Genomic DNA, 18,262 nt, shown 5'->3' with positions numbered 1-18,262 from the left:
ATTTAATTGTGCACAACTCAATTGGGTGGCGAGTTGTAGCATGGGGTGCATGGAGCATGTACAGGACGGGGCGGGGCGCGAAGCCCCTGAGGGCTCTCGCGGTGGCTTCCGCGAGGCGGCTCACGATGACTTTTTGCGGCTCGACGAGCAGATCTGTTTCTCGTTGCACGCCGCCGCCCGTGCCTTCAACGGGGTCTACCGGACCGCGCTGAAGGATCTCGGGCTCACCTACCCCCAGTACCTCGTCATGCTCGTCCTCTGGGAGCACGGCGAGCTCCCCGTCAAGAAGATCGGGGAGCGGCTCCGGCTCGACTCCGGGACGCTCTCTCCGCTGCTCAAGCGGCTCGAAGCCGCCGGCCACGTCGAGCGGCGGCGCAGCGAGGAGGATGAGCGGTCCGTCGGCGTCCGGGTCACCGAGACGGGGCTCGCGCTACGGGAGAGAGCCCGCGCCGTGCCGCGCGCCATCGGCGACGCCAGCGGGCTCTCCCTGGACGAGGTGCGGGACCTTCGGGCGCGGCTCGACAGCCTCACCGCCGCCCTCGACGGGAAGTCCGTCGACCTTGGAGCGCAGTCCGCCGGCCTTGGCCGGAAGGCCGCCGACGGGGCGAGTGACTGTTTGCGTTGAGTCCTTCGGCCTCGGCCTCAGGCGTCCTCCCCGAACACCCCCTCCGTCGTCGTCACGACCGCGCACCTGCCCGCCGCCCAGCGCAGCGCCATCGCGTGGTCCTCGGGGGAGAAGTCGGCCACCGCGTCGGCCACCACGAACGCCTGGATGTCCTGCATCCACGCGTCGCACGCCGTCATCAGTACGCCGATGTGGGCGTAGATGCCGGTGATCACGAGCTGGTCGCGGCCCTGTTCGCGCAGGCGCTCCAGGAGGTCCGTGCGGACGAAGCCGCTGTACTTCCACTTCGTGAGGACCGTCTCCGCCGGCGCCGGGCCGATCTCGGGGGCGATCGCCGCCGCCTGGGCGTCGTCCGGCAGGCCCGGGCCCCAGAAGTCCTGCTGGAGGCCCCGCTCCTCGGGGGTCTGCCCGCCGGGCTGCGCGGTGTGGACCACCGGGACGCCCAGGCGGTTCGCCGTCTGCTTCAACCGCGAGACGTGGCCAAGCAGTTCGGGGATCGGGGACGCCTTTCTGTCGTACGCCGACAGGAAGTAGTTCTGAAGGTCGTGCACCAGGAGGACCGCGCGGGACGGGTCCACCTTCCAGTCGACCCGGTTCGCGGGGAGCTCGCCGGCCGACGGCATGGGGTACGGGGTGATCGCGGGCAGAGCCATGGCTGTGGGCAGTTCCGTTCAGAGTCGTCGATACGCAGGGCAAGGGAGGGGGCAGCGCCGCCGGGAGGGGTTATTGGGGCTCCGGGGGCTCCGGGGGTTGGTGCGTCCTTGGTGACGACGCCCTCAGGTCCTTCTTCGAGATCTTGCCGACCCCCGTCTGCGGGAAGGCCTCCACGAACTCGACGCGGTCCGGCACCTTGTACGCGGCCAGGCCCCGTTCCCGTACGAACTTCTTCACGGTGAACGGCTTCAGCGGCTCGGCGCCCGCGCGCAGGATCACGTACGCGCAGGTGCGTTCGCCCAGGTAGGGGTCGGGTTCGGCGACGACGTTCGCGTCGTGCACCGACGGGTGGGCCAGGATGTGGTTCTCGACCTCCTCGGCGGCGATCTTCTCGCCGCCGCGGTTGATCTGGTCCTTGGCCCGGCCCTCGACGACCAGGTGGCCGGTGGCCGTGAGGCGGACGATGTCGCCCGTACGGTAGAAGCCGTCGGTGGTGAAGGAGCGGGCGTTGTGCTCGGGGGCCCGCCAGTAGCCGCGGATCGTGTACGGGCCGCGGGTCAGGAGGTGGCCGCTCTCGCCGGGCGGCAGGTCCTCGTCCTCGTCGTCGACTATCCGGATCTCGTCGTCGGGGGAGATCGGGCGGCCCTGCGTGGTGACGATCGTTTCGTACGGGTCGTCCAGGCGCGTGTAGTTGACCAGTCCCTCCGCCATGCCGAAGACCTGCTGCAACGTGCAGTCCAGGGCCGGCCTCACGCGCCGCGCCGCCTCCTCGCTGAACTTTGCGCCGCCGACCAGGAGCACCTCCAGGCTGCTCAAGTCGTACGGGGTCGAAGGCGCCGCCTCCGTCCAGACGAGGGCCAGCGGCGGGACGAGACCCGTGATCGTCACGCCCTCCGCCTCGATGATCGGGAAGGCCGCGTCGGGGCTCGGCTGCGGGGAGAGCACTACGCGGGCGCCCGCGTAGAGCGCGCCGAGCGAACCGGGGGAGGAGAGCGGGAAGTTGTGGGCCGCGGGGAGGGCCACCAGGTACACGGACGTCTCGTCCACCGCGCAGAGCTCGTTGGAGCCGCGGAGGGAGTAGATGTAGTCGTCGTGGGTGCGCGGGATCAGCTTGGGCACGCCCGTCGATCCACCGGAGAGCTGGAGGAACGCCAGGTCGGAGGGGGTGGGCGGATCCGGAATCGGTACTGGGTCGGTCGCCACCTCCGCCAGGGTTTCCACCTCCGCCAGGGTCTCGACGGGGCCTCGGGTCGTCGTTCTCGCGTCCGCGCGCGCATCCCCGTTCCCGGCCGCCACGAACACATGCCGCAAGGTCGGCACCTCGGCTGCGATCTTCTCCGCCAGTTCGCGGTAGTCGAAGCCGCCGTGGCGGTCGGGGACGACGTACGCGGCGGCCTCCGTGAACTCGCAGAAGTAGCGGATCTCCGTCTCGCGGTGTGCGGGCAGCGCGAAGACCGGCAGGGCGCCCACGCGGAAGAGGGCGAAGATCGTCGAGAAGAACTCCGCCGTGTTGGGGAGCTGGACGACCACCTTGTCGCCCTTCTTGATGCCCCGGGCCAGCAGGCCCGCCGCCAGGCGGTCGGCGCGGACGTCGAGCTCCGCGTACGTCCAGCGGTGGCCGCCCGCCGGGTCCACGATCGCGGTCCGGCCGGGGTGTTCGGCGGCGCGGTCGCGCAGGAAACCGCCGAACGTCTCGCCGCGCCACCAGCCGGCGGCCCGGTAGCGCTCGGCGAACTCCTCGGGGTACGGGGGAGCGTCCAGGGGGGTGCTCACAGCTCGGCCCCCACGGCGTTGAGGAACGTACGGAACTTCGCGCCGGTCTCCGCGGTCTCCGCCGCCGGGTCGGAGGCGGCGACGACGCCCGCTCCCGCGTAGAGACGCAGGGACCGCTCCTCGGCCTCGGCGCAGCGGATCGTCACGACCCACTCGCCGTCGCCGTCGGCGTCGCCCCAGCCGATCATGCCGGTGAAGAAGCCGCGGTCGAACGGCTCGGTCTCGCGGATGACGTCGCGTGCCGTGGCCGTCGGGGTGCCGCAGACCGCGGGGGTGGGGTGCAGCGCGCAGGCCAGTTCGAGGGCGGAGGCGTCGGGGGACGCGAGGGTGCCGGTCACCGTCGTGGACAGGTGCCACATGGTGGCCGTACGGATCAGGGTGGGACGGGCGGGGACCGTCAGGTCCGTGCAGAACGAGGCGAGTGCCTGGTGCACCGCGTCGACCACGACGGCGTGCTCGTGCAGGTCCTTGGCGGATTCCAGGAGCGCGGCGGCGCGGCGGACGTCCTCGGCCAGGTCGGCGCTGCGCGGCGTCGAGCCCGCGAGGGGGTTGGCGACGACCTGCCGGCCCCGGCGCGATACCAGCAGCTCGGGGCTGGCCCCGATGAGCGTGCGGCCCGGAGCCGTGGGCAGCGCGAACGTGTACCCGGACGGGTCACGGCGGGCCAGGCGCTGGAGCATCGCGGGGATGTCCAGCGGGGCGGGGGCGGTGAGTTCGAGGGTGCGGGCGAGGACGACCTTGCTGAAGTCACCGCGCCACATGCGCTCCACGGCATCGGCGACGCCCTGGCCGTACTCCTCGGGGGAGGGGACCGGCCGGATCCGCCAGTCCGTGGCGTCCGGCGTCTCGGCGGGCAGCGCGATCAGCGGGTCCGCGGTCAGGGGCGGCGCGGTGCGCAGGGTCTGCGGCACGGCGAGGGCGGCGGGCGCGGTGTGGTCGAACGGGACGGCGCCGATGACGTGCGGCCTGTCCGTCCCGGACCTGCGCGCGGCGGCCAGAGCGGCCTCGACACGCTGCGGCAGGGGCCTGTCGTCATGCGGTACGTGGGCGTGGACTCCCTCGGCGAGCAGGGTACGGGTCGGCGTCGCGAGGAAACGTTGACCAGGGGTGTAGTCGTCGAGGAGAGCGGTGGCCGCTCCCACGGCGGGATGGGCCTGCTCGGCCGTCGTGACTGCGACGTGTGTGGCGACCTCGGGTGCCGTCGACACGGGGGCTCCGTTTCTCCTGGGGGCGCTGGGCGATATGGGGCGGTTGTGGCTGCGGGCTGGGGGCTGGTGCCTGGGGCCTGGGGCTGGGTGATTCGGCGTACGTGTACGGGTGCGCGTACGCGTGTGGGGTGTGCGTGGGTGTGCGTGGGTGTGCCGGGCTTGCGTGGCTTACGAGGCGTACGTGGCGTACCGCCGGGCGCGAGCGCCCGTGAATTCGCGGCCGCGGGCAGGAAGACGGGGAAGCGCGGCCTCACCGCAACGTGGCGCCGCCGTCCACGTACAGCTCCTGGAGGGTGATGTGCCGGGCGCGGTCGGAGGCGAGGAAGACGACCGCTTCGGCGATGTCCTCGGGGGTGGCGATGCGGCCGAGCGGGATGCCGGTGCGGTACGTGGCGGGGTCGCCCGCGATGACGCTGCGCGGCACCTCCGCCTGGCCGTCGGGCCACAGGGCGCGCTGCATGGCGGTGTCGGTGGAGCCGGGCGCCACCACGTTGCAGCGCACGCCGCTGCGCGCGGTCTCCAGGCCGAGGCACTTGGTGAACATCGTGGCCGCCGCCTTCGACGCGGCGTACGCGGCCATGCCGGTCCGCGGGATGCCGGCGGCGTTGGAGGCGACCGTGACGATGCAGCCGGAGCCGCGGGCCGTCATGTGGGAGGCGGCGGCTTGCGAGGCGTTGAAGACGCCGGTGGTGTTCACGGCGAAGGTGTCGGCCCAGTCGGCGTCGGTCAGTTCGGCGACGGGGGCGGTGCGAAGGATGCCGGCGACGTTCACGAGGATGTCGAGGGCGCCCAGGTCGCGGACGGTCTCGTCGATGACGCGCGACACGGCGGCGGGGTCGGTGACGTCCATGACGCGGGGCGTGATCGTGCCCGGTGAGGGTGCGCCGCCCGGGCCCGCCGCTTCCGCCGATCCCGCCGCCCCCGCCGCTTCCGCCGGGTCGGTGTCGCGATCCGTGGCGATGACGTGCGCGCCCCGGGCGGCGAGCGCGGCGGCCACCGCGGCGCCGATGCCCTGGCCGGCGCCGGTCACCAGAGCCGTACGCCCGGCGAACTCGCCCTCGGTGTACGGCCCGTACGGTATGTGCTCAGGCATGTGTGAGCGACCTCCCCAGACTGTTTAGGTAAGCCTAACCTAACGTACGATCACTGCCCAGGGGTGCCGCCCCTGTCGCCCACGCCATGGCCCGCCGCCGTGCGGGTGTGTTACGTTGCGGACAGCACGTGTTGCTGCCCTGTCTTGGGCGCCGGTGCTGAATCTTCCGCTCCCGGATCTCGGGAGTCTCCCGCTTCACGGGAACCCTCCGGTTCACAGGCATAGCCCTTGCCAGGCCGTTCCGGGCCTTCCGGTCTTCCGGGGCTTCCCGGCCTTCCCTCAGTGCTCTCGGAGCGATCCGCTCCCGCAGCACTTTCTCTGCGCCCGTCGCGCGAGGCGTGAACAACGCCGCCTCCGGCCGGGCCCCCTCATTCGCATGTCCGCGAAAGGAACCCTTCACATGACAGCCACAGCCACACCCACAGCCACACCCACACCCACAGCCACAACTACAGGTACAGACACATCCCCAACCCCCCACCAGGCCACGGGCGTTCTGGACATCGCCCGTGACGGCCGCGGCTTCGTCCGAGGCCCCGACTGCCTGCCCGGCCCCGCGGACGTGCAGGTTCCGGCGGCCCTCGTACGGCAGATGAACCTGCGCCCCGGCGACTTCGTCGAGGGCGTCTGCGGGCGGCCCCGGGTGCTCGCCGGGGTCGAGCGCGTCAACGGACGCCCGCCCCAGGAGCTGCGCCTGCGCCCCCGCTTCGGGGATCTCACGCCGCTGCACCCCCGTGAACGGCTCCGCCTGGAGACCGCGGGCGGGCCCGTCGCGACGCGGCTCGTCGACCTCGTCGCGCCCGTCGGCAAGGGGCAGCGCGGGCTGATCGTTGCGCCGCCGAGGACCGGCAAGACCGTACTGCTCCAGCAGATCGCCGCGGCCGTCGCGGAGAACCACCCCGAGTGCCACCTCATGGTCGTCCTGCTCGACGAACGGCCCGAGGAGGTCACCGACATGCGGCGCTCGGTCCGCGGCGAGGTGCTCTCCTCGACCTTCGACCGGCCCGCCAAGGAGCACATCGCCCTCGCCGAACTCGCCGTGGAGCGCGCCAAGCGCATGGTCGAGGACGGGCGGGACGTCGTGATGCTGTTCGACTCGCTGACGCGGCTGTGCCGCGCGTACAACAACGCTGCGGCGAGCGGCGGTCGTACGCTCAGCGGTGGCGTCGACGCGTCCGCCGTGCAGGGCCCCAAGCGGCTCTTCGGTGCCGCGCGCCTCGCCGAGGAGGGCGGCTCCCTGACGATGCTCGCGACCGCCCTGGTGGAGACCGGGTCGCGCGCCGACGACTACTACTTCGAGGAGCTGAAGGGCACCGGGAACATGGAGCTGCGGCTGGACCGCACGCTCGCGGACCGGCGCCTCTTCCCCGCCATCGACGTCACTCCTTCCGGTACGCGGCGTGAGGAACTGCTCGTACCGGCCACCGAGTTGAGTGCCGTGCGCGGGCTGCGGCGTGCCCTGCAGGGCCGTGACAGCCAGAGTTCACTCGAAGCGCTGCTCGACCGCATCAAGAAGACGCCGGGCAACGCCGCGTTCCTGCGGCAGGTGCGGCAGACCGTGCCGGGGGCCGCCGGGGCGGCTGACCACACGGGCGCGTGACCCACACCCATACCCACACCCGCGGCCCCGCCACGTCACTGCCGCGTGACGTTCACCCGGTAGTCGCCCTCGTCCGTCACGTCCGCCACCGTCACCCGCAGCCCCGTCCTGCCGTCCGAGAACGTCTCGCCGGGACCGTAGGGCGCGTCGGACAGTTCGGCGTGGACGTTGGGGCGGCGGGTGCAGCCGCCGCTCTCGGTCCGGGAGTCGGAGACCGTGACCGGGCCGTGGCCCGTGTCGACGTCCGCGTCCACGCGGTAGATGAGGACCCCGGGCTTGCAGACCTCCTCGTCGTTGCCGCCGGGCGTGCGCACCTCGACCGCGTACCCCGTCCGCTCGCTCAGTGGGACGAAGGCGAGCTTCATCCCGCCCTTGCGGGAGAGCGGGGTGAGGGTGTGCTCGGAGGTGCCGGGCCGCGCGGCGCAGCCGACCTGGTCGTCGTCGAGCCAGCCCAGCTTCCACTTGTGCCAGGCGAGCAGGTCGTTGTTGGCGCCCCAGTCCTCGCTCATGATGTCCCAGTGGCCGGCCGCGCCCCCGCCGTCCTGCGTGTAGAGGTCGGGCAGGCCGAAGACGTGGCCGTTCTCGTGCGGCAGTACGCGGTAGCCGGTCTCGTGGTAGGTGCCCGAGCCGTCGTCCTGGCGGCTGTAGACGAAGGACGTGTTGGAGACCGGGACGCCGTCGGCGACCGGCGCCTCGTGGTTGCCCGCGAAGGTCACCGACAGGACCGTGTCGAGGGCCGAGGGGCCGGCGTTCGGCGTGACCAGGACGTTGAGCAGGTCGTACTCCCGGAAGTCCACGTCGGGGTCGGCCGCTTCCACGATGTCCTCGACCAGCTCGCGGTAGCCCGGGTCGAACGGGGCGCCGCGCTCTATCCCGTAGTCGGCGAACGACTTGGGCATGCGCAGCCAGTGCGGCACGGGGGATCCGGGGCGGTACTCCAGGCGCCCGTACGAGCTGGTGCGGAACCATTCCTCGGTCTGCGGGAAGAACTCCGCGAGGCGGTCCGTCGCCTTGCCCTGGCCGGGGGCGTCGGAGAAGTCGATCATGAGGTTCAGGGCCCGGACGGTGCCGGTGGCGCGCGCGTAGCCGGGCGGGGTGGGCACGCCTTCCGACATCTGCACGCCGAGCGTGCCGCTGATCATGCAGGGGCCGAGGGCGTTGCCTTCGGCCATGGAGATGGGGCCCGCCGAGCTGGGCGCCTCGTCCGTCAGACGGCCGGTGCCCGCCGAGGTGGTGACCGCGAGGACGAGCGCCGTGACCGAGGCGAGGGCCACTCCGCGGCGGGCGGAGCATATCCGTCGCCAGGTCGGCTGCTGCATACGTGCGCCTTTGCTCCGCGGCAGCCGCCGGACCCGGCTGCACCCTGTCCGATCACCCTCTGCCGAGGGGTGGACGGGCGCTCGTTGGGTGCGACCGACCGGGGGTTTCTGCGCTCAAGAGGTGTGACGCAGGTCACCGCAAGACAGGGGAAGAGACGGAAATAACCGGGGAGCGCTTCCCCGTTTAGACCTGTGTCCGAGCGATACGGGGAGTCATTCCCCGTATCGGCATCTCGGCACCCATGACTTGCACGATCTCAAGATGACCGGAGGAGGAACCGTGGACGCCGCCACCGCCACCGCCCCCCGGCGTCGACCCGCCCGCCCGCGGGCCGACGCCCTGCGCAACCGGGAGCGGATCGTCAACGCCGCACGCGAGATGTTCGTGGAGTACGGGCCCGACGTGCCCCTCGACGAGGTCGCGCGCCGCGCGGGCGTGGGCAATGCCACGGTCTACCGCCACTTCGCCGACCGCGCCGAACTGGTGCGGCAGGTCGTCCTCTCGGTGACGGACCGCGTCGCGGACCACGCCGAGGAAGGCATCGCCGCGGCGGACGCCGACGCGGACGCCGCCTTCGGTGCGCTGCGCACCTTCGTGCACGCCGCGGCCGACGAGCGGATCGGCGCCCTGTGCCCGATGCTCATGGCCGGCTTCGACCCCAACCACCCCGACCTGCTCGACGCCCGCGAGCGCCTTGAGCGGTCCATCGAAGGCCTGATGGGAAGGGCACGCGCGGCCGGGCAGCTGCGCGCCGACATCGCCGTCGGCGACCTGATGGTCGCCCTCTCCCAGCTCACCCGGCCGCTGCCGGGCACGGCCTGCCTCAGCATGGACCGCTTCGTCCACCGCCATCTCCAGTTGTTCCTCGACGGTCTGATGGCGCCCGCCCGCTCCGAGCTTCCGGGGGAGGCGGCGACCCTGGGGGACCTCAGGGAGCACTGACCGCGCTCCGCCCCCTCCGCGCGCCCACCCTTGACCGCGCGCCCACCCTTGACCGCGCGCCCACCCCTTACTTACGTCCTTTTTCGACCTTACGTACCGCTAGGTGGCCACACGCATGTCTGAAACAGATCCGAGACGCTGGAAAGCGCTCGTCTTCATCGCCCTCGCACAGCTGATGGTCGTCCTCGACGCCACCATCGTGAACATCGCGCTGCCCTCCGCCCAGGAGGACCTCGGCATATCCGACGGCAACCGCCAGTGGGTCATCACGGCCTACGCGCTCGCCTTCGGCGGTCTGCTGCTCTTCGGCGGCCGCATCGCCGACCTGTGGGGCCGCAAGCGCACCTTCGTGACCGGCCTGATCGGCTTCGCCGCGGCCTCCGCGCTCGGCGGCGCCGCGACAGGCGAGGCCATGATGCTGGGCGCCCGCGCCCTTCAGGGCGTGTTCGGCGCGCTGCTCGCGCCCGCCGCGCTCTCGCTGCTCGCGGTGATGTTCACCGACGCCAAGGAGCGCGCCAAGGCCTTCGGCATCTACGGCGCGATCGCCGGTGGTGGCGGTGCCGTCGGCCTGATCCTCGGCGGTTTCCTCACCGAGTACCTGAACTGGCGCTGGACCTTCTTCGTGAACATCCCGTTCGCGGTGATCGCCGCCCTGGGCGCGTACTTCGTCATCCGTGAGCCGGCCGGCGGCCGCAACCGCTCGCCGCTCGACATCCCCGGCGTGATCCTCTCCACCCTCGGCCTGGTCGCGCTGGTCTACGGCTTCACGCGAGCCGAGTCCGCGGGCTGGTCCGACGCCGTGACCGTGTCGATGTTCGTCGCGTCCGTCGTGTTGCTCGCCGCGTTCGTCCTCACCGAGGCCAAGGTCAAGTCACCGCTGCTCCCGCTGCGCGTCCTGATGGAGCGCAACCGCGGTGGCGTCTACCTCTCGCTCGGACTCGCCGTCATCTCGATGTTCGGCCTGTTCCTGTTCCTCACGTACTACCTCCAGATCGTGAAGGGCTACACGCCGGTCAAGACCGGCTTCGCCTTCCTGCCGATGATCGTCGGCATGATCACGGGCTCCACGCAGATCGGCGCCCGCCTGATGACCCGCGTCCCGCCGCGGCTGCTGATGGCCCCGGGCTTCCTGCTCGCCGCGGTCGGCATGCTGCTCCTGACGCAGCTGGAGGTCGACACGTCCTACGCCGGTCTGATCATGCCCGCGCAGCTGATGCTGGGCCTCGGCATGGGTACGGCGTTCATGCCCGCCATGTCCCTGGCCACGCACGGCGTCGAGGCCCGTGACTCCGGCGTCGCCTCCGCGATGGTCAACACCTCGCAGCAGGTCGGCGGCGCCATCGGCACGGCCCTGCTGAACACCATCGCGGCGTCGGCGACCACCGCGTACCTCACGGACAACGCGGCCGGCGCGACCAACCCGAAGCTGCTCCAGGCGCAGGCCATGGTCGAGGGCTACACCAGCGCCATCTGGTGGGCGGTCGGCATCCTCGTGGTCTCCGCGCTGATCGCGGCGACCTTCATCAACACCGGCCACCAGGGCGGTTCCTCGTCCTCCGCCGGCTCGGACTCGGCGGACGGCGCCGAGGACGAGGTGAAGATCCCGGTGATGGCCCACTGACCCGGCCGGTTCACCTGGGGCAGGTCCCCTAGCGGAGCCAGAAGGTTCCTAGCGGAGCCAGGGGAGGTCCGCACCGGCCTCCTTGGGCTGAAGTCCCTCGGCGACGATCGTCATGATCTCGCCGAGGGATTTCTGCTGTTGCGGGGTGAGCCGGTCGAAGAGCGCCTGGCGTACGGCGCTGACGTGGCCGGGGGCGGTCCCGCGCAGCACCTCGTACCCCTCGTCGGTGAGGATCGCGAGCTGGCCGCGCTTGTCGGAGGGGCAGTCCTCGCGGCGCACCCAGCCGCTCTTCTCCAGGCGGGCGACGGCGTGCGAGAGGCGGGACCGGGTGATCTTCATGGTCTTGGCCAGTTCGGTCATCCGCAGCCGTCTCCGGGGGGCGTCTGACAACTGGACCAATATGCCGTAGTACATGTGCGGCATGCCCGCGTCGCGCTGGAGCTGCCGGTCGAGGTAGTCGTCGAGGAGCGTGGTCGCCTGGAGGTAGGACCGCCAAACGCGCTGCTCGTCGCCGTCCAGCCAGCGTGGCTCACCGGCCGGGGAAGGGGTGGGTGCCATATCCATGTACTCCATCGTACGAGGCCCTTCCTTGAACTTTGAACAAACCGTGCGTACGGTCGAACATAGAACTTGAGTCTTCAAGTACCCAGTCTGTTCAAGTATCCGCCCGTTCACGTACTCAGTCCGTTCATGTACTCAGCCTTCAGTACGTCGGCCCGCTCCGGAGGTGCGCGATGATCCGCATGCCCGCCCTGTACCTCAGCCACGGCGCCCCGCCGCTCGCCGACGACCCCGTCTGGCCCGGCGAACTGGCTGCCTGGTCCGCCGGCCTGCCGCGCCCCAGGGCGATCCTCATGGTCTCCGCGCACTGGGAGGAGGCCCCGCTCGCCCTCGGCGCCACACGGACGCTGCCGCTCGTGTACGACTTCTGGGGCTTCCCCGAGCACTACTACGGGGTGACGTACGAGGCGCCGGGCGCGCCGGAGCTGGCCGCGTCCGTACGGGCACTCCTGCGGGCGCCCGGCCTGCCCGTACAGGACGTGCCGGACCGCGGCCTCGACCACGGGGCGTACGTACCGCTGGTCGAGATGTACCCCGAAGCCGACATACCCGTCCTCCAGATCTCCCTGCCGACCCTGGAGCCGCGCCGCCTCATGGACGTCGGCCGCAGGCTCGCGCCGCTGCGGGACGAGGGCGTCCTGATCGTCGGCAGCGGCTTCTTCACGCACAACCTGGCGGCCCTGCGGCAGGGCGGCATCCCGGCCTGGTCGGCGGAGTTCGACGCCTGGGGCCACGAGGCCCTCGAAACGGCCGACGTGGACGCCCTCCTCGACTTCGCCGACAAGTCCCCGGCGGGCCAACTGGCCCACCCCCGCACGGAACACTTCGCCCCGCTCTTCGTCACCCTGGGCGCGGCGGACGCCACGGGCGACCTGACCGACCAGCGCAGCGTGATCGACGGCTTCTGGCTCGGACTGGCGAAGAGGTCGGTGCAGTTCGGCTGAGGCGCGCGCCGCTAAGCCGTGGGGCCGAGGGCCAGCTCGTACCAGGCCACGTCCCAGTAGCGGCCGAACTTCCTGCCCACCTCGTGGTACGTCCCCACGTGCCGGAAGCCGAAGCGCTCGTGGAGGCGGACCGACGCCTCGTTCGGCTGGGCGACGCCCGCGTACGCGCGGTGCACGTCCTCCTCCCGCAGGGCCTCGAAGAGCGTCTTGTAGAGCAGCGTGCCGATGCCGCGCCCCGCGGCGTCCGGTGCGCAGTAGACGCTGACTTCCACGGAGGTCGCATAAGCGGGCTTGATGCGGAAAGGGCTACTGGCGACGTACCCGAGGACGCGGCCCGCGCCGGGCCCGGAATGCCGCTCCTGGGCAACCAAGAGGCGGTGCGGGCCGTCTTTGGGGTGGGAGAGCAGCCAAGGGCGGCGCTCTTCGGGGGAGAAGGCCACCGTGTCGAATGTGATAGCGGTCTCACGTACGTAGTGGTTGTAGAGGTCCGTGAGGGCTTCGAGGTCTGCCTCGACTCCCGGCCTGACCTGCACCTCAGTACACCCTGTCAACATCCGGCCTCCCCGAGTGGCGGCACAGGGTACTGCACCACCGGTGAAAAAGATGCGCGCCTTGGGAATTCTGTCCGGATTCCAGTCGTTGTTTCCATCGGATGGTGGGAACCCGAGGGTGTGCCATCCACCACAGAGGCCCCAGTGGGGCCGACCAGGACCACCATCGCAAGGGAGCACGCATGGCAACCCGTGCCGTCGCCCGTCGTAAGTCCGCCTCCGGCGAGACCGACGCGGCACGCAGTGTTCGCGCCGTAGGCGGGGAGATCGCCGACCGCGACCTGGTCGGCATGTACCTCGACGAGATCGCGCGTACACCACTGCTGGACGCCGCCAAGGAAGTAGAGCTGTCCCAGATCATCGAAGCGGGCGTCTATGCCCGCAAGATCCTGGACGGCGAGGTCGCGGACAGCAAGGTCACCGCGGACCGCGAGGAGCTCGAAGCCCTCGTCGCCGACGGTGAGCGCGCCAAGGACGTCTTCATCCGTTCGAACCTCCGCCTCGTCGTCGCCGTGGCCCGCCGCTATCCGCGCAGCGGCCTGCCCCTCCTCGACCTGATCCAGGAGGGCAACGCGGGCCTGGTGCGCGCGGTCGAGAAGTTCGACTATGCCAAGGGCTTCAAGTTCTCCACGTACGCCACGTGGTGGATCCGCCAGGCCATCACCCGCTCGATAGCCGACCAGTCCCGCACCATCCGCCTCCCCGTCCACCTGGTCGAGGAGCTGGGCCGCATCCGCCGTGTGCAGCGCGAGTTCAACCGCGAGCACGGCCGGGAGCCGGAGCCCACGGAGATCGCCGCGGAGCTCGCCTCGAAGCCCGAGCGCGTCATCGACGTCCTGGACTGGGCGCGCGACCCGGTCTCGCTGAACATGGGGGTGGACGACTCCGGCGACACCCAGTTCGGTGACCTCCTGGAGGACACCTCCGCCGTCTCGCCCGAGCAGTCCGTCCTCTCGCTGCTGCGCAGCGAGGAGCTTGACGACCTGATAGGCCGCCTCGACCAGCGCACCGCCTCCATCATCAAGATGCGGTACGGCATCGACGACGGGCGCGAGCGGACGCTGACGGAGGTCGGCAAGGAGCACGGCCTCACACGCGAGCGCATCCGGCAGATCGAGAAGCACGCCCTCCTCGAACTGAAGAAGCTGGCGCGCGACACAGGGTTCGACGCGGTCGCCTAGCCGACCGTTGCCGTGCCCGTACGGATCACCGGGTCCCGCCCGGTGACGGGGCAGCCCCCCGCGTCAGCCGGGAGCCCATGTCGCGCAGGCAGGTGAGCAGCTCCGGGGGGCCATGGGCCGTGAAGTCGCAGTCCGCCACCGCCAGGCGGACCGCCACCCACTCGACGGAGTCCGTGGCCGTGCCGCGCAGCCGGCAGTGGTGGTCGTCCAGCGGCTCCACCGCGCCGAGCGACGACGGCAGCCTGGCCGCCACGAACTCCGCGGGCGCCGCGAACGTCACGTCGATCTCGTACGCCGTGAGCCCGCGGTAGACCGACTGCCGCAAGAACTCCGCGGCGTCCCCCTTCGGCAGCTCCCGCGGCGCGAACCGCGCCCCCGTGGCGAACGGCTCCGCCACGCGGTCCACGCGGAAGGTCCGCCAGTCCTCGCGGTCCATGTCGTACGCCACGAGATACCACCGCCGCCCCGTCGAGACCAGGCGGTAGGGCTCGGTCAGCCGCCGCGACCGCGTGCCGTCGCCCGCGCGGTAGGAGAACCGCAGCCGCTCACGGCCCGCCGTGGCCGACGCGATCACCGTCAGCGTCTCGGGCGCGATGCTCGCCCCGTCCCCGCTGACCAGCGGCATCGTCGCGATCTGCAAGGACGTCACGCGGTGCCGCAGCCGGGCGGGCAGGACCTGCTCCAGCTTGGCGAGCGCCCGTACCGACGCCTCCTCCACGCCCTCCACGGCGTGGCCCGCCCCGGCCCGCAGGCCGACCGCGATCGCCACCGCCTCCTCGTCGTCAAGGACGAGCGGCGGCATGGCCTTGCCCGCGACGAGACGGTAGCCGCCGAGGGCGCCCTGCGTGGCCTGCACCGGATAGCCCAGCTCCCGCAGCCGGTCCACGTCGCGCCGCACGGTCCGCCGGCTCACCCCGAGCCGCTCGGCCAGCTCACTGCCCGGCCACTCGCGCGGCGTCTGGAGGAGCGAGAGCAGTTGCAGCAGCCGGATGGGGGTCTGGGCACCGGTCGCGCCCGTCATGACCGCGCTCCCGGCAGCGCGCCCTTTGTGCGGGTCACTGTCGTGCGGGTCACGGCCGTACCTGCGGCAGACAGCGGGTCCTTCATGTCGGTCATGGCCGCACCCCCGGGAGCATGGTTCGCGTGTCGGTCGTCCTCGTCTGCTCCATGTTCACCCGCCCAGGATGCCGGGGATCTAGGAACTGTTATGACCTAGATGACTCCTAGCCTTCCGGCATGAGTTCTTCCAGCAGCACCCTCCCCGAAACGCCACCGGCAGCGGACCGGCGCCGGTGGTTCGCCCTGGCCATCGTGATGACCGCCGCCTTCATGGACCTGGTCGACGTCACGATCGTCAACATAGCGATCCCGACGATCCAGCGGGACGCGGGCGCCTCCTTCAGCCAGATCCAGTGGATCACCGCGGGCTACAGCCTCGCGTTCGCCGCCGGGCTCATCACGGGCGGACGGCTCGGTGACATCCACGGCCGCAAGCGGCTCTTCCTGATCGGCATCGCCGGCTTCACCGTGGCCTCGGCGCTCTGCGGCTTCGCGGTCAACCCGGAGATGCTGGTGGCCTCGCGCATCCTTCAGGGCGGCATGGCCGCGCTGATGGTGCCGCAGGTCCTCTCCATCGTCCACGCGACGTTCCCCGCCCATGAGCGCGGCAAGGTCTTCGGGCTCTTCGGCATGGTCGTCGGCCTCGGCGCGGTCTCCGGGCCGCTGCTCGGCGCGCTGCTCACCGAGTGGAACATCCTCGGCCTCGAATGGCGGCCGATCTTCCTCATCAACCTGCCCGTCGGCATCGCGGGGCTGATCCTCGGCCGGAAGTTCATCACCGAGTCCAAGGCGCCGAAGGCCCTGAAACTGGACCTCGTCGGCGTCGTCATGGTCACCCTCGGCCTGCTGATGCTGCTCTACCCGCTCACCCGCGGCCGCGAACTGGGCTGGCCGGTCTGGGGCCACGCCACCATGGCGGGCTCACTCGTCGTCTTCGGCGCGTTCGTCGCGTACGAGAGGTGGAAGACCGCCAGGGACGGATCGCCGCTGGTCGAGCTGTCGCTGTTCAAGGTGAAGAGCTTCGCGGCGGGCGTCGCGGTGCAGCTGGTGTTCGGTGTCGCGCTCGGCGTCTTCTTCCTGGTCTGGACGCTCTACCTCCAGATCGGTCTCGGCTGGAGCGAGCTGAAGGCCGGTCTGACCGGGGTGCCGTTCTCCATCGCGGTCTCGGTGGCGGCCGGGATCTCCGTGCAGAAGCTCGTGCCGCGGTTCGGCCGCAAGGTGCTTCAGGCCGGCGCGTTGACGATGGCCGCGGGCCTGCTCATCTACATCTGGGAGGCCGACCGGTACGGCACGGGCATCGCGGTCTGGCAGATGGCGCTGCCCATGGTCGTGATGGGCGTCGGCATGGGCCTGATCGTGGCGCCGCTGGCGGACGCCGTCCTCTCGGGCGTACCGCGGGAGCACGCGGGCTCGGCCTCCGGGCTCTTCAACACCATGCAGCAGATGGGCACCGCGCTCGGCCTCGGCCTGGTGTCGGTGGTCTTCTTCGGGATGATCGACGAGAGCGTTCCGCGTGAGCGGCTGCCCCTGGAGTACGTGGACGGGTTCCAGAACGCGCTGGGCTGGGTGGCGGCGGTCCTCGCGGCCATCTTCGTCCTGATGTTCGCGCTCCCGGCGAAGCCGCAGCAGCACGTCGAGGGCGGCGCCGACGTGGCGGAGCCGGACGAGCGGGCGGAGAAGGAGCCTGCGCTGACTCCCTGACTCCCTGATCGGGCACGCCGCTGGGGCCCATCAGGTGCATCAGGAGCGGCAGGTGCAGCAGGAGCAGGGGAGTCCCTAGAGCTCCGCTTGGGCCGCCGTCGCGTCCAAGGACTCCAGTACGGCCCCGGGATCACCGCCCGGGGCCACCGCCTCGCCGATCCGCTGCCGGACAGCGGTCCGCACCTCGGGCCAGGAGGCCTGGTTCGTCGGCTGGAACCGCGCCTGCGGCATCTGGTCGATGAAGTCCCGCAGCGACCGCTGGCCGGGGTCCTCGCGCGCGGCCTCGGACGCGGAACTGGTCACCGGCAGCGCGGTCTTTCCGCCCCCGTACGCGAGGGCGGACTTGCGGCCGTAAAGGTAGCTCAGGAACGTCCCGCACCGCGCGCGCCGCCCGTCCCGCCTGAACGCCATCAGCCAGTCGTTGAGCCCCACCGGAGGCGCGGCGCCGCCGAGCCTCTTGGGGAACGGGGCGTGCGCGTACGGGAACTTGGCCTGGTCGGCGGCGCCCATCAGGACCGGATGGGCGATCATCATGCCGATCCTGCCGCGCAGGAACTGGGCGTACGCGTCCGTCCTGGTCAGCTTCGACGGGTGCGCTCCCGCGAGGCCCCGCTTCACGAGGTTGTCGCGCAGCCAGGTCAGGGCGCCGATGTTGGCCGCGCTCGCGAAGTCGTAGCCGGTGAGCGCGGCATAGCCGCCGCCGTCGGCGAGCAGCCAGGCCAGCGCCTCGTCCTCGGCGGCCTCCGGGCCGAGCTGGAGCCCGTAGGGGGTGTCGACGCCGAGCCTCTTCAACGCCTCGGCGGCGTCGCGCAGTTCGGCCCAGGAGCGGGGGGCCTTGAGGCGGGCCTGCTTGAAGAGCGCCTTGTTGTAGAAGAGGCGCGGGGTACTGGCGAGGAAGGGCATCCCGTACTGGACGCGGTTGACCATGCCGGCCTCCGCGTAGGAGCGGATGAAATCGCCCTCCGTGCGTACGTCGAAGAGGTCGTCGGCGCCGTACAGCTTGCCGGCCTCCGCGTACGGGGCGAAGAAGTTGGACTGGGCGATGTCGGGGGCGTCGCCCTTCTTCACGCGCTGGGCAAGGGTCTCGTCGAGCTTCGCGAACGGCACGCGCTCCAGGGCGACGCGGATGTCCGGGTGGGCCTTCTCGAAGGCGACGACGAGGTTGTCCCACTGGTCGCCGATCGAGGAGCCGACGCTCTTGTCGTAGCTGGCGACGAGGAGCCTCAGCGGCGTGTCGGTCTCCGCCGAGCAGGCGCTGAGGCCCGCGGCGCCGAGGCCGGTGGCGCCGGCGAGACCGGCGGAGTGGAGAAGGAACTGCCGACGACGCACCGCTGGTGCCACCTTTGCTTCCGGTCCTGCTCTTCGGTGCTGCTTTCCGGTTCTGTCTTCCGGTCCGCTTCCCGTTCGCGCGGTGGCAGATTCTGCCATA

General features: G+C 71.1%; 16 protein-coding genes. 7 read left to right on the top strand and 9 right to left on the bottom strand.

The window, feature by feature from the left end:
• Positions 1 to 49 precede the first annotated feature (49 nt).
• Positions 50 to 625, top strand: coding sequence for a MarR family winged helix-turn-helix transcriptional regulator (locus tag ACZ6JY_RS13760; protein ID WP_469195542.1), 576 nt, complete (start codon positions 50 to 52; stop codon positions 623 to 625).
• 17 nt (positions 626 to 642) lie between these two features.
• On the opposite strand, the gene ACZ6JY_RS13755 is transcribed toward ACZ6JY_RS13760, so the two are convergent.
• The 4 genes from ACZ6JY_RS13755 to dhbA form a co-directional block, all read right to left on the bottom strand.
• Positions 643 to 1,278 (bottom strand): isochorismatase family protein, encoded by a 636-nt coding sequence (locus ACZ6JY_RS13755; protein ID WP_469195540.1) that lies wholly within the window; start codon positions 1,276 to 1,278, stop codon positions 643 to 645.
• A 70-nt stretch (positions 1,279 to 1,348) separates the two neighbouring features.
• Positions 1,349 to 3,052: a (2,3-dihydroxybenzoyl)adenylate synthase gene (locus ACZ6JY_RS13750; RefSeq protein WP_469195538.1), complete on the bottom strand. Its 1,704-nt coding sequence runs from the start codon at positions 3,050 to 3,052 to the stop codon at positions 1,349 to 1,351.
• Positions 3,049 to 4,260 (bottom strand): isochorismate synthase DhbC, encoded by a 1,212-nt coding sequence (gene dhbC / locus ACZ6JY_RS13745; protein ID WP_469195537.1) that lies wholly within the window; start codon positions 4,258 to 4,260, stop codon positions 3,049 to 3,051. Before dhbC ends, ACZ6JY_RS13750 begins: the two co-directional genes overlap by 4 nt.
• A gap of 250 nt (positions 4,261 to 4,510) precedes the next feature.
• A complete protein-coding gene (gene dhbA, locus ACZ6JY_RS13740) occupies positions 4,511 to 5,353 on the bottom strand; it encodes a 2,3-dihydro-2,3-dihydroxybenzoate dehydrogenase (RefSeq protein WP_469195535.1) in 843 nt (280 codons plus the stop codon).
• A gap of 376 nt (positions 5,354 to 5,729) precedes the next feature.
• Here dhbA and rho point away from each other — a divergent pair, with 376 nt between their 5' ends.
• Positions 5,730 to 6,953 carry a transcription termination factor Rho gene (rho, locus tag ACZ6JY_RS13735; RefSeq protein WP_469195533.1) on the top strand — a complete coding sequence of 408 codons (1,224 nt, stop codon included), beginning with the start codon at positions 5,730 to 5,732 and terminating at the stop codon, positions 6,951 to 6,953.
• Between the two features lie 35 nt (positions 6,954 to 6,988).
• Here rho and ACZ6JY_RS13730 read toward each other — a convergent pair whose 3' ends face one another.
• On the bottom strand, positions 6,989 to 8,272 hold the full coding sequence (locus ACZ6JY_RS13730) for a M6 family metalloprotease domain-containing protein (RefSeq protein WP_469195531.1): 1,284 nt from the start codon (positions 8,270 to 8,272) through the stop codon (positions 6,989 to 6,991).
• Positions 8,273 to 8,534: 262 nt separating this feature from the next.
• Here ACZ6JY_RS13730 and ACZ6JY_RS13725 point away from each other — a divergent pair, with 262 nt between their 5' ends.
• Positions 8,535 to 9,215, top strand: coding sequence for a TetR/AcrR family transcriptional regulator (locus tag ACZ6JY_RS13725; RefSeq protein WP_469195529.1), 681 nt, complete (start codon positions 8,535 to 8,537; stop codon positions 9,213 to 9,215).
• Between the two features lie 115 nt (positions 9,216 to 9,330).
• On the top strand, positions 9,331 to 10,836 hold the full coding sequence (locus tag ACZ6JY_RS13720) for an MFS transporter (protein ID WP_469195527.1): 1,506 nt from the start codon (positions 9,331 to 9,333) through the stop codon (positions 10,834 to 10,836).
• A gap of 48 nt (positions 10,837 to 10,884) precedes the next feature.
• Here the strand turns inward: ACZ6JY_RS13720 and ACZ6JY_RS13715 are convergent, their stop codons facing one another.
• Positions 10,885 to 11,409, bottom strand: coding sequence for a MarR family winged helix-turn-helix transcriptional regulator (locus ACZ6JY_RS13715; protein WP_469195525.1), 525 nt, complete (start codon positions 11,407 to 11,409; stop codon positions 10,885 to 10,887).
• 170 nt (positions 11,410 to 11,579) lie between these two features.
• Between ACZ6JY_RS13715 and ACZ6JY_RS13710 the strand changes: the two genes are divergently transcribed.
• A complete protein-coding gene (locus tag ACZ6JY_RS13710) occupies positions 11,580 to 12,341 on the top strand; it encodes a dioxygenase family protein (RefSeq protein WP_469196136.1) in 762 nt (253 codons plus the stop codon).
• An 11-nt stretch (positions 12,342 to 12,352) separates the two neighbouring features.
• Here ACZ6JY_RS13710 and ACZ6JY_RS13705 read toward each other — a convergent pair whose 3' ends face one another.
• A complete protein-coding gene (locus ACZ6JY_RS13705) occupies positions 12,353 to 12,895 on the bottom strand; it encodes a GNAT family N-acetyltransferase (RefSeq protein ID WP_469195524.1) in 543 nt (180 codons plus the stop codon).
• 179 nt (positions 12,896 to 13,074) lie between these two features.
• On the opposite strand from ACZ6JY_RS13705, the gene ACZ6JY_RS13700 reads away from it, so the two are divergent.
• Positions 13,075 to 14,073 (top strand): sigma-70 family RNA polymerase sigma factor, encoded by a 999-nt coding sequence (locus ACZ6JY_RS13700; protein WP_469195522.1) that lies wholly within the window; start codon positions 13,075 to 13,077, stop codon positions 14,071 to 14,073.
• A gap of 25 nt (positions 14,074 to 14,098) precedes the next feature.
• Here the strand turns inward: ACZ6JY_RS13700 and ACZ6JY_RS13695 are convergent, their stop codons facing one another.
• On the bottom strand, positions 14,099 to 15,094 hold the full coding sequence (locus tag ACZ6JY_RS13695) for a helix-turn-helix transcriptional regulator (protein ID WP_469195521.1): 996 nt from the start codon (positions 15,092 to 15,094) through the stop codon (positions 14,099 to 14,101).
• Between the two features lie 215 nt (positions 15,095 to 15,309).
• Here ACZ6JY_RS13695 and ACZ6JY_RS13690 point away from each other — a divergent pair, with 215 nt between their 5' ends.
• On the top strand, positions 15,310 to 16,833 hold the full coding sequence (locus tag ACZ6JY_RS13690; RefSeq protein ID WP_469195519.1) for an MFS transporter: 1,524 nt from the start codon (positions 15,310 to 15,312) through the stop codon (positions 16,831 to 16,833).
• Between the two features lie 75 nt (positions 16,834 to 16,908).
• Here ACZ6JY_RS13690 and ACZ6JY_RS13685 read toward each other — a convergent pair whose 3' ends face one another.
• Complete coding sequence (locus ACZ6JY_RS13685) at positions 16,909 to 18,162, bottom strand: extracellular solute-binding protein (protein WP_469195517.1); 1,254 nt, start codon at positions 18,160 to 18,162, stop codon at positions 16,909 to 16,911.
• Positions 18,163 to 18,262 lie beyond the last annotated feature (100 nt).

It is taken from the genome of Streptomyces sp. NPDC046335 (genome assembly GCF_055587985.1).
This window is presented reverse-complemented; position numbering and strand designations above follow the sequence as displayed.

What these genes read in the sequence shown, in the direction of transcription:
- ACZ6JY_RS13760 (WP_469195542.1), top strand. Translation starts at nt 50, where the DNA reads ATGGAGCATGTACAGGACGGGGCGGGGCGCGAAGCCCCTGAGGGCTCT.
- ACZ6JY_RS13755 (WP_469195540.1), bottom strand. Translation starts at nt 1,278, where the DNA reads ATGGCTCTGCCCGCGATCACCCCGTACCCCATGCCGTCGGCCGGCGAG.
- dhbA (WP_469195535.1), bottom strand. Translation starts at nt 5,353, where the DNA reads ATGCCTGAGCACATACCGTACGGGCCGTACACCGAGGGCGAGTTCGCC.
- rho (WP_469195533.1), top strand. Translation starts at nt 5,730, where the DNA reads ATGTCCGCGAAAGGAACCCTTCACATGACAGCCACAGCCACACCCACA.
- ACZ6JY_RS13730 (WP_469195531.1), bottom strand. Translation starts at nt 8,272, where the DNA reads ATGCAGCAGCCGACCTGGCGACGGATATGCTCCGCCCGCCGCGGAGTG.
- ACZ6JY_RS13725 (WP_469195529.1), top strand. Translation starts at nt 8,535, where the DNA reads ATGACCGGAGGAGGAACCGTGGACGCCGCCACCGCCACCGCCCCCCGG.
- ACZ6JY_RS13720 (WP_469195527.1), top strand. Translation starts at nt 9,331, where the DNA reads ATGTCTGAAACAGATCCGAGACGCTGGAAAGCGCTCGTCTTCATCGCC.
- ACZ6JY_RS13715 (WP_469195525.1), bottom strand. Translation starts at nt 11,409, where the DNA reads ATGGAGTACATGGATATGGCACCCACCCCTTCCCCGGCCGGTGAGCCA.
- ACZ6JY_RS13710 (WP_469196136.1), top strand. Translation starts at nt 11,580, where the DNA reads ATGCCCGCCCTGTACCTCAGCCACGGCGCCCCGCCGCTCGCCGACGAC.
- ACZ6JY_RS13705 (WP_469195524.1), bottom strand. Translation starts at nt 12,895, where the DNA reads ATGTTGACAGGGTGTACTGAGGTGCAGGTCAGGCCGGGAGTCGAGGCA.
- ACZ6JY_RS13700 (WP_469195522.1), top strand. Translation starts at nt 13,075, where the DNA reads ATGGCAACCCGTGCCGTCGCCCGTCGTAAGTCCGCCTCCGGCGAGACC.
- ACZ6JY_RS13695 (WP_469195521.1), bottom strand. Translation starts at nt 15,094, where the DNA reads ATGACGGGCGCGACCGGTGCCCAGACCCCCATCCGGCTGCTGCAACTG.
- ACZ6JY_RS13690 (WP_469195519.1), top strand. Translation starts at nt 15,310, where the DNA reads ATGAGTTCTTCCAGCAGCACCCTCCCCGAAACGCCACCGGCAGCGGAC.